The sequence below is a fragment of the Nostoc sp. FACHB-892 genome (assembly GCF_014698795.1).
Taxonomy (GTDB): Bacteria; Cyanobacteriota; Cyanobacteriia; order Cyanobacteriales; family Nostocaceae; genus Nostoc.
This window is the reverse complement of sequence record NZ_JACJTR010000054.1, coordinates 24,460-32,496: the sequence shown is the minus strand read 5'-3', so window position 1 is coordinate 32,496 and position 8,037 is coordinate 24,460. Positions and strand designations below refer to the sequence as shown.

10 protein-coding genes are annotated in these 8,037 nt (G+C 43.1%); 8 read left to right on the top strand and 2 right to left on the bottom strand.

Features of this window, described 5'->3' with window-relative positions:
• Positions 1-497 precede the first annotated feature (497 nt).
• The gene (locus H6G96_RS34970) at positions 498-926 is read right to left on the bottom strand and encodes a hypothetical protein (RefSeq protein ID WP_190918339.1); all 429 of its coding nucleotides are present in this window, start codon (positions 924-926) and stop codon (positions 498-500) included.
• Between the two features lie 63 nt (positions 927-989).
• A complete protein-coding gene (locus tag H6G96_RS34965) occupies positions 990-1,418 on the bottom strand; it encodes a hypothetical protein (protein WP_190918336.1) in 429 nt (142 codons plus the stop codon).
• Positions 1,419-1,600: 182 nt separating this feature from the next.
• On the opposite strand from H6G96_RS34965, the gene mobC reads away from it, so the two are divergent.
• From mobC to H6G96_RS34925, 8 genes are all read left to right on the top strand, one after another.
• Positions 1,601-2,494 carry a plasmid mobilization relaxosome protein MobC gene (mobC, locus tag H6G96_RS41870; RefSeq protein ID WP_242063531.1) on the top strand — a complete coding sequence of 298 codons (894 nt, stop codon included), beginning with the start codon at positions 1,601-1,603 and terminating at the stop codon, positions 2,492-2,494.
• Positions 2,475-4,007: a relaxase/mobilization nuclease domain-containing protein gene (locus H6G96_RS34955; RefSeq protein ID WP_190918334.1), complete on the top strand. Its 1,533-nt coding sequence runs from the start codon at positions 2,475-2,477 to the stop codon at positions 4,005-4,007. Before mobC ends, H6G96_RS34955 begins: the two co-directional genes overlap by 20 nt.
• Before the next feature lie 181 nt (positions 4,008-4,188).
• On the top strand, positions 4,189-5,049 hold the full coding sequence (locus H6G96_RS34950; protein WP_190918332.1) for a DUF1186 domain-containing protein: 861 nt from the start codon (positions 4,189-4,191) through the stop codon (positions 5,047-5,049).
• Positions 5,050-5,316 carry a hypothetical protein gene (locus H6G96_RS34945; protein ID WP_190918330.1) on the top strand — a complete coding sequence of 89 codons (267 nt, stop codon included), beginning with the start codon at positions 5,050-5,052 and terminating at the stop codon, positions 5,314-5,316.
• Between the two features lie 113 nt (positions 5,317-5,429).
• Positions 5,430-5,669 (top strand): hypothetical protein, encoded by a 240-nt coding sequence (locus H6G96_RS34940; RefSeq protein ID WP_190918328.1) that lies wholly within the window; start codon positions 5,430-5,432, stop codon positions 5,667-5,669.
• Positions 5,666-6,112: a PIN domain-containing protein gene (locus H6G96_RS34935; RefSeq protein ID WP_190918326.1), complete on the top strand. Its 447-nt coding sequence runs from the start codon at positions 5,666-5,668 to the stop codon at positions 6,110-6,112. The genes H6G96_RS34940 and H6G96_RS34935 overlap by 4 nt, the downstream gene beginning before the upstream one ends.
• 100 nt (positions 6,113-6,212) lie before the next feature.
• On the top strand, positions 6,213-6,968 hold the full coding sequence (locus tag H6G96_RS34930; RefSeq protein ID WP_190918318.1) for a ParA family protein: 756 nt from the start codon (positions 6,213-6,215) through the stop codon (positions 6,966-6,968).
• Entirely contained in the window at positions 6,965-8,032 is a 1,068-nt protein-coding gene (locus H6G96_RS34925) for a ParB/RepB/Spo0J family partition protein (protein ID WP_190918315.1), read from the top strand. Before H6G96_RS34930 ends, H6G96_RS34925 begins: the two co-directional genes overlap by 4 nt.
• Positions 8,033-8,037 lie beyond the last annotated feature (5 nt).

Sequence of the window (8,037 nt, the reverse complement as noted above, 5' to 3'; positions counted from 1 at the left end):
CATGATCCGGCAACGGTACCGCTAATACTGGCAGACAAGCTACTTGTAGAGATAAAACAGTCGTCAAAAGCCTGATGTCAGCCAAATTTTTCATAAAATCAACTCCAAGATGCGATTGCAATACACCAATAACCAAACAAGACTAAAATTCTTTTTGTTGAGTTTCTAATTTTGACAACTTCCAAGTTTTGGCTGACTTGCTGATGATTATCTTGCGTTGCTTACCCACTGAGATTTACTCAGACCAATCCATTCAAGCGTGTTGTTGCAAGGGTACAAACGGCCTGTGAGGTGGCGGTGACACTCTCAAATTTATCGGTTTTTAATTTCTCCTGACCTATCAATAATAAAAGATGCTCTGTTTCATGATCGTGTACTTAATCAAGTAGTGAGCGTCCTGTTCGTCACCAAATCAACCAAAATTAACCTTCCCCTTGTTCGCTCGACTGCGGCGCTCGAAACTTTATCCGCTCACCAGCACCCAACTGCTAAAAAATTTATTCAGATTCAAAGTCGATCAGAACAGCATCGGCCTGAAACATTTCGTCTCTAGCTTTTAAACCAATATCTCGACGGATACTGTCTAGAATTTCTAGACCTGTGCGTTGGCTGTTGGGGTAGGGAGTCCAGATGGCGTTGACTGTAATTTGAGTACCGACTAAGAATGTGTTGACTGCGCCGACAAAATATTCACCATCGGTATAATCTAAGCGAACAAGGTAAACACGAGTTTTGCCAGCATAGTGAGCATTTTTAATGTCAGAGGCGGTTTGATAATCGGGATGTGATTCAGTCAAGTAGGTGATTTTAGGTTTGTTGGGATGATTAAATCCTTCGGATTTACCCCAATTGGGGTCTGGCTTTTTAAATCCTTTGGATTTACCCCAATTGGGGTCTGAATTCTTGCGCCTTTTAGCTTCTCCCATATTGATTCCTATTATGTGGCTAACTTGACCCGTTCAAAGACTAAAACTAGGATGCCATTGGTTCTATGTTGCTGCCTCAGATGCAAGTAGTTGTTTTTTACTCTTACCCTTCTTACTGTTTACAGGTGTTTCTTCAGCTTCGCTGCTGGCTTTTTCTTCTTTCTGATTTTCAGTAGCCTCTTGACCTGACGTACTACTGCCGTTATCAGATGCCTGATCACGGCGACGACTGCTTTTCTTCAACTCACCGATTAAATATTTGATTCTGCTGCCAGCTAAATTAATCCCCAAACCCAAGAGCATCTCCGATACTTCATCGTAAGTGTAGCCATACTTATTAGAGGTCAGCTTTTCAATGTACCGTCTCATTTTCCTGATGGCCTCTCTGTCCGATACATCTTCTCGCTCTTTCGGCTTCTGTTCTTTCAGCAGATTGATGGCCTTATCAATCTTCTGTTTCGTAATTATTTCTGAATTCTGATGCTCACTCATGGTTGTCTCGTGAATCCCGATTAACTGATAATTATCGGCTATTTGAAATAATTTGTACCAATTTATTTTCAAAATTCTACAAAAATTGACTATTGCGGCTACGCCGAATCGCGCTTTCAGTTTGACAGCTACGCTTTAGATTTTTTAGTGTGGTGGCTTCGCTGGTCTGATTATTCAAGCTAATGCTAAACAATTTGACTATTACAGCTACGCTAAAGAGGATAATTTTACTTAAAACAGCTACGCTGAATTATTTTTTCGTATTGCGGCTACGCCGGACTATTATATTGTGTGGCAGCTTCGCTGAATCAGAGAATTTTCATATAGCAGCTACGCTATTTTTATCTCCTCTATGGTGGCTACGCCGAACCAGAATTTATTTTCTGCTTGATTTGATTCAAATTCCGGCTGCGCCGTTGATATATCCCTCTGTAGGTTGTAGGATAGTCAGCAGCACGGCTACGCCGAAAGTACTCTCGCCTTCAGCCCCCTCCTGTCTCCTCCGTACACACGTAGCACTTGACACCTCACCTACCCCCGTATTTGGGCTAGAAGCCAGCCATGCCTCAAAGCTTACGCTTTGTCTCGCTGCGCTCGAACGGCAGACTGGTTCAAGTGGGGAAGCCCCCCTTGAAAAACCCCCCTCGCAATGTCCCTCAATATCCCGACTTATGGCGAATCGCAAGCAGTCTAAAGCTCTAGTCCGAAAGCATATTTTTCCAGTTCGCTTGAGCGATATCGAATTGGATATGATTCGTATTAAATCACTTGACGCGGGTATGTCAGCGAGTGAACTAATGAGGCGCAATGCGTTGATGCGTCCATTACCCAAACGACTGAGTAAAATTAGCTTGCAAACATATTGGGAATTAGGACAAATCGGGAACAATCTAAACCAGCTTGTCAAGGCAACCAACACAGCACTCTTAGTTGGGCGAACTTTACCTGCTGATCCAGAACTGCTAAGAAAACTTTTAGAACTTCTGCATCAGTGCAGACGAGACATTGCCTCGGATGATATTCAAGACGAAGATTCGGAAGAGGAAGATGAAGAGGATGATTGGGAAGCAGACTAAAGGCAGAGGTTTTCGCAAGCTGTTGGATTATTTAGAATCACGCGAAGATGCTAAACTAATCGGCGGCAACATGAGCGGGAGAAATGCCCGTGAATTGGCGCGGGAGTTTAAGCTATCTCGACAACTGAATTCTGATGCAGACCGAGTTGTTTATCATGTCTCGCTGTCAGCAGCTAAGGGTGATAAATTAGATGATGAGAAGTGGAGCGAAATTGGCGATCGCTACATGAAGGAAATGGGCTTTGATGCCAATCAGTTTGTCATCTTTCGCCACCATAACACCGATGACGACCACATCCATATTGCAGCCAGCAGAATCAGGATGGATACTGGGCTAGTAGTGCATGATTCTTGGGATTATGTACGCTCTGAGAAAGTCCTGCGACAAATTGAAATTGATTATGAGTTAGTACAAGTCCAGGGCAGTAGAGAGAAACTAAATCGCACACCCAGCACCGGACAAATTAGACGCATAAGGCGAGAGCAAGAAGAATTTTCACAGGGACAACGTGACTCTCCTCCACAACGCATCATCAAAGAGTCAGTTCAGCAGACAATTGACAGAGCCGGAGTTGATAATCCCCAAATGCCAACGCTGATCATGCGGTTGCAGCAAGCTGGCATTAGTGTGAGAACAGGATTCACTAGGAACGGTAAGTCTAAAGGCATTTCTTATGAGAAAGATGGGCAGGCTTTTAGTGGCACACAGTTAGGTGCAGCTTACACTTTCCCTGGACTGCAAAAACATCGCGGTGTTGACTACCAACCAGAACGTGATGATGAACCTATTAATGAATTGCTGCTAAAACCTGTGAAACCACTCCCTGTTGAGCAGTTAGAAAAGTTTCTTCAAGAGATTGAACGCAAACAGCAACAGCCCCAGTTCACTCCACCACCAGAGGATACAGTTGTTTGGCAAGTGTTGCACAAGTACTTAAGCGAGAAACGCTATATACCAGATTATATTTCGCAAGGATTACATAATAATCAGTTGCTTTACATGGATGAGCAACGAAATATTTTGTTTATCAAGCGTGATTTAGATGGTGAAAAAACTGGCGCATTAGTTTGGTCAAACCCAAGGCAAAATCATCGCACTGTGGAGTACGACCAAAACACCTCTACACCAAATGGTTGGTTTTATCTGAGATTAGGAGGGCAACCAACGGACAAGGTAGAAAACGTCTTTTTGTGTTCTACACCAATTGATGCGATGTCAGCAGCCACCTACCTGATCTCAAGTTGCAAAGGGCTACCACCAACTAGAACCATGTTGATAGTAGCTGATGACCCGAATAACCTACCTATGGAATTTCTCAAGAGTTTCAATAGGGTGGTCGTAGCATTCAATAATGATGATCTTGGGAATAACGCAGCTAGTGTAGTATTAGAATTGTTGCCACAGGGTAAAAGGCTCAAAACCCATAATCCTGATTGGAGTCAGGAGCTAGAAGCTCATCTCAGGGAGGAGCAGCAAAAGCAGAAACAGCTTGACCGTGGTTTTAGCTTGTGACCTTAAAGAATCGCCCTTGACTCGTTGCAGTTTAACAGAGATGCCTTGCAACAAAAACGCTCGTTACCGTAGTGCAGTATTCCCCCTAATGTGGTTGTAATTGGGGTTAATTAACTGTTAAGAGTAAAGTGCAATCAAAAAGCTTGTCCAAACTCAAGTAAAAAATTGACTTAGATATTTTATGCCAAGAAATAGTTACTCATCTCCTGTTAATCAATTACTTGACTATCAGCCAGGAACTGGACAATTATCCCCAGATGAATGGCCTGACTATCAGGAATTAGGCATCACTGCCGAGGATATTCCTGAGTTGATCCGTATGGCAACGGATGAGGATTTATACAATATGCAGGATGATGAAAATGATTTTTTTGGTGAAGACAGTTTATTAGAATACGCACCGATTCATGCAGTTCGGGCATTAGGACAACTCCGCGCATCATCAGCAATTGAGCCATTGATTAGCTTATTTCCTAAAATGGATGATGCTTTTGATAATGAAGTCTTGTTCTGCTTGATTGAGGAATTGACGGATGTTTTAAGCCTAATTGGTTTACCCGCAATCCCACCACTGGCTGCTTATCTTGCTGATGACTCTCATGACGAAACTTGGCGAGTTCAAGCTACGGTTACTATCAAAAGAATTGCCTGTGTATATCCAGAGCAGCAGGCGCATTGTGTTGCTGCCTTGTCTAAACAGCTTTCTGCTTTTGAAGAAAATAGTCCGGAATTAAATGGTCACATTATTTCTATGCTAATTGACCTTAAAGCAATAGATTCTTTACCTCTGATTGAGCAAGCTTTTGAAGCGGGGCGTGTTGATGATGAGGTGGTGGGAGATTTTGATGATGTGCAGGTCTATTTTGGCTTAAAGACTAGGAACGACTTAGCGTCTAAATCCCTACCCCCAACTGGCGACCAGCAAACAACACAAAAAATTGTTACTCACCAACAGAGCGTTAATGATCATGAAAGCTTGAATAAAGCACAACAAAAGAGAGAAGCTCGAAGACAGCGAAATCTAAGAAATCCTTCAAAATAAATGAATAGTAGTTTTAATGCAGCCTGCAAAAGATACTGGAGCAAAAACAACGCTTTAGGGGTTTTAGTCGATGATTTCATGTTGAACCGACGAACTCGTGACCGCTACGCTCTCGGAGTCGGTGGCTCTTACGGGCAGAAAGATTACTTGTTGGGCCAACTAGATCCTGCAAGCCCGCAAGACCCACTTCGCTGCGCCGACTCCGAGCCACGAGTTCTTAAAACCTGGAAAGATGCTTTGACTATTGGCAGCGTGAGCAGAAATTAGCTATGTCGTTTGCTGTATGGCAGGAGCAATAGTCAGTATTATAGTAGAGCAGCATAAGGGCAAGGCGAAAGCCCGTCGCTCCCGACTGAAAAGAGTGAATCGGATACACAATTATGAATGTACAACTTGTTAATTCCCTCGTAGAAGTGGTACTAAACCTCTCTCCTGAAGAGCAAAAACTCTTTCAAGAAAAGCTTAGTAACAAGCATTTAACCTTACTAACTAGTAAACATATAACATCATCAGAGAGATTATTACTTTGGCAGGAGTGGATAGATACAGCACCAAAAAGCTATGCCAAACTTGATGATGAAGCTCTGCGTCGAGAAAATATCTACTCTGATGAAGTATGACCCATTATTTATTAGATACCAATATCCTGTTACGCTCCAGGGATATAGCTTCACCCGATTATAATCTTGTCGATCGCACAATCAGGTATCTAATATCTAATAACCATCGATGTTTCATTACATCTCAAGTTTTAATTGAATTTTGGGTTGTAGCTACCCGTCCTGTAGCTGTAAATGGATTTGGATGGACACCAGACGAAACTGAACGAACGCTGCAAATGCTAATAAATCAGTTTGAGTGGCTAGAAGAAACACCAGATATATTTCGCCTTTGGTTTAGCCTCGCTACAGCTCATAAGATTTCAGGTAAACGCACCCACGATTTACGCATACAAGCAGTACTGCTTGCCCATAACATCAGCCATATTCTGACTTTAAACCCAAAAGACTTTGTAGAAGTTGAAGGAATTACTATTGTTCACCCCAATAGCATAAAAAGCTAGAGGCTGGGATTTAGTGCGATTATAATTTTTGATAAACAACACCAATTTACCCATCAACAGTTATCTTTAATTGTAACGGTGCAGGTAAACCCATTTACTTATGAGCCGAATCATCGCAGTTTTTAATCAGGCGGGAGGTGTTGCCAAAACCACCCTTACCCAAAACTTGGGCTACCAAATAGCGCAATTGGGTCATCGCGTCCTGCTCATCGACATAGACCCCCAAGCCAGCTTAACTATTTTTATGGGCTTGGTTCCAAGAGACATAGAGCAAACTGTCAACAATGCCATTGTGGATGAACAACCCCTGCCAATTCTTGAGGGAATTCATGGCATGGATTTAGCCCCTGCCAATATCTCTCTGAGTACAGCAGAAATGCAATTGGTTAGTGCTTCCATGCGCGATTTCCGGCTTAAAGAAGCTATCGAACCAATTGAATCAGATTATGATTTTATCTTAATAGATTGCCCTCCCAGCTTAGGGCTACTAAGTTACATCTCCCTTGTAGCTGCTACCCATGTTCTCGTGCCTCTGGAAACCCATTTCAAAGCCTTTGAGGGAACAGGCGAATTACTAAAAACGGTTGCTACAGTACGCAACAAACCAAACCGCAAATTGCAAATTGCCGGATTTGTGCCGACAAAATACGATGCCCGTAACTCCCAGGACACCCGTACCCTAGCAGCCATCACCGAACAACTAGCAAGCGCCGGAACTGTCTTTGCCCCCATTCCTCGCTCCACTGCTTTTGTTGATGCTTCAGAAGAACGAATGCCTTTGGCAGTTTATGATCCTAAGCACCCATCTGTCCAAATCTTGAAAAAAATAGCCGTTAGTTTAGAATCCTTAAAATGAGACGCACTACTAAAGCAAGCCAACCTCTCAAAAGCAAAATTGATGTACCTTGGGACACTACAGGCGTAGCAAATGCTGGTTCTCCTCAATCCATGCCGTTAGACCAGATTGTTCTGCCAGCCACACAACCGCGCCGTTACTTTGACTCCGAGGCATTAAAGCAGTTAACTGAATCCATCAAACAGCATGGCATCTTGCAGCCCATTTTAGTACGCCCCCTTGATGGAGAAAAACACGAATTAGTAGCAGGAGAGCGGCGCTATCGTGCTGCCCAAGGGATTGGGTTAAAAGAAGTTCCCGTTGTCATCAGACAATTAGACGATAACGCGGCTTTTCAATTTGCACTTATAGAAAACTTACTTCGAGAAGATCTCAACCCAATTGAAGAAACTGAAGGTATCCTGCAACTGCTGGCTCTTAAACTAGGTCGAAGCATTGAGGAGATACCCCCATTACTGTATCGTCTACAACGCCTACAGAACAAAGCATCTACAGTTACCCATAACGTTATGGGCGAAGTTGAAAATGATTCTACCAATAACGCTATCAGCGACGATGAAGGTGATATTGAATTATCTACCCATAACGTTATGGGCGAAACCGAAACAGATAATTCCGGCCTCAACCAGGAGCAGCCATTAAACCAAGACCTCAAAATCGTTGAATCTGTGTTTGAAGGCTTAGGGTTAATGACCTGGGAATCTTTCGTTAAGAACCGCCTGCCCTTGCTCAACCTCCCAGAAGACATCCTTGATGCGCTAAGGGAAGGCTCACTTGAGTACACCAAAGCTAGAGCGATCGCCCAGATTCAGAAATTAGATGAGCGCGTTGACTTTTTAGAACAAGTTATTGCCAACAACTGGTCTTTAAGTGAAATCAGACAGCGCATTATTGAGAAGAAAGCCGCAGCATCTACCGAAAATACCGAGTCGAACAATTACAAAGAGCGTTTTACAACTGCGACTACCAAACTAAGAAAGTCGCGTATTTGGTCAGACCCCAAGAAGCACAAGCAAATAGAAAAACTACTTGCACAACTGGAAACGCTGACAAATGTTGAGTAACCTGA

Excerpts from the sequence above, each read along its gene's own strand:
- H6G96_RS34950 (WP_190918332.1), top strand. The coding sequence starts at position 4,189 with ATGCCAAGAAATAGTTACTCATCTCCTGTTAATCAATTACTTGACTAT.
- H6G96_RS34940 (WP_190918328.1), top strand. The coding sequence starts at position 5,430 with ATGAATGTACAACTTGTTAATTCCCTCGTAGAAGTGGTACTAAACCTC.
- H6G96_RS34945 (WP_190918330.1), top strand. The coding sequence starts at position 5,050 with ATGAATAGTAGTTTTAATGCAGCCTGCAAAAGATACTGGAGCAAAAAC.
- H6G96_RS34965 (WP_190918336.1), bottom strand. The coding sequence starts at position 1,418 with ATGAGTGAGCATCAGAATTCAGAAATAATTACGAAACAGAAGATTGAT.
- H6G96_RS34970 (WP_190918339.1), bottom strand. The coding sequence starts at position 926 with ATGGGAGAAGCTAAAAGGCGCAAGAATTCAGACCCCAATTGGGGTAAA.
- H6G96_RS34930 (WP_190918318.1), top strand. The coding sequence starts at position 6,213 with ATGAGCCGAATCATCGCAGTTTTTAATCAGGCGGGAGGTGTTGCCAAA.
- H6G96_RS34955 (WP_190918334.1), top strand. The coding sequence starts at position 2,475 with ATGATTGGGAAGCAGACTAAAGGCAGAGGTTTTCGCAAGCTGTTGGAT.
- H6G96_RS34925 (WP_190918315.1), top strand. The coding sequence starts at position 6,965 with ATGAGACGCACTACTAAAGCAAGCCAACCTCTCAAAAGCAAAATTGAT.
- H6G96_RS34935 (WP_190918326.1), top strand. The coding sequence starts at position 5,666 with ATGACCCATTATTTATTAGATACCAATATCCTGTTACGCTCCAGGGAT.
- mobC (WP_242063531.1), top strand. The coding sequence starts at position 1,601 with ATGCTAAACAATTTGACTATTACAGCTACGCTAAAGAGGATAATTTTA.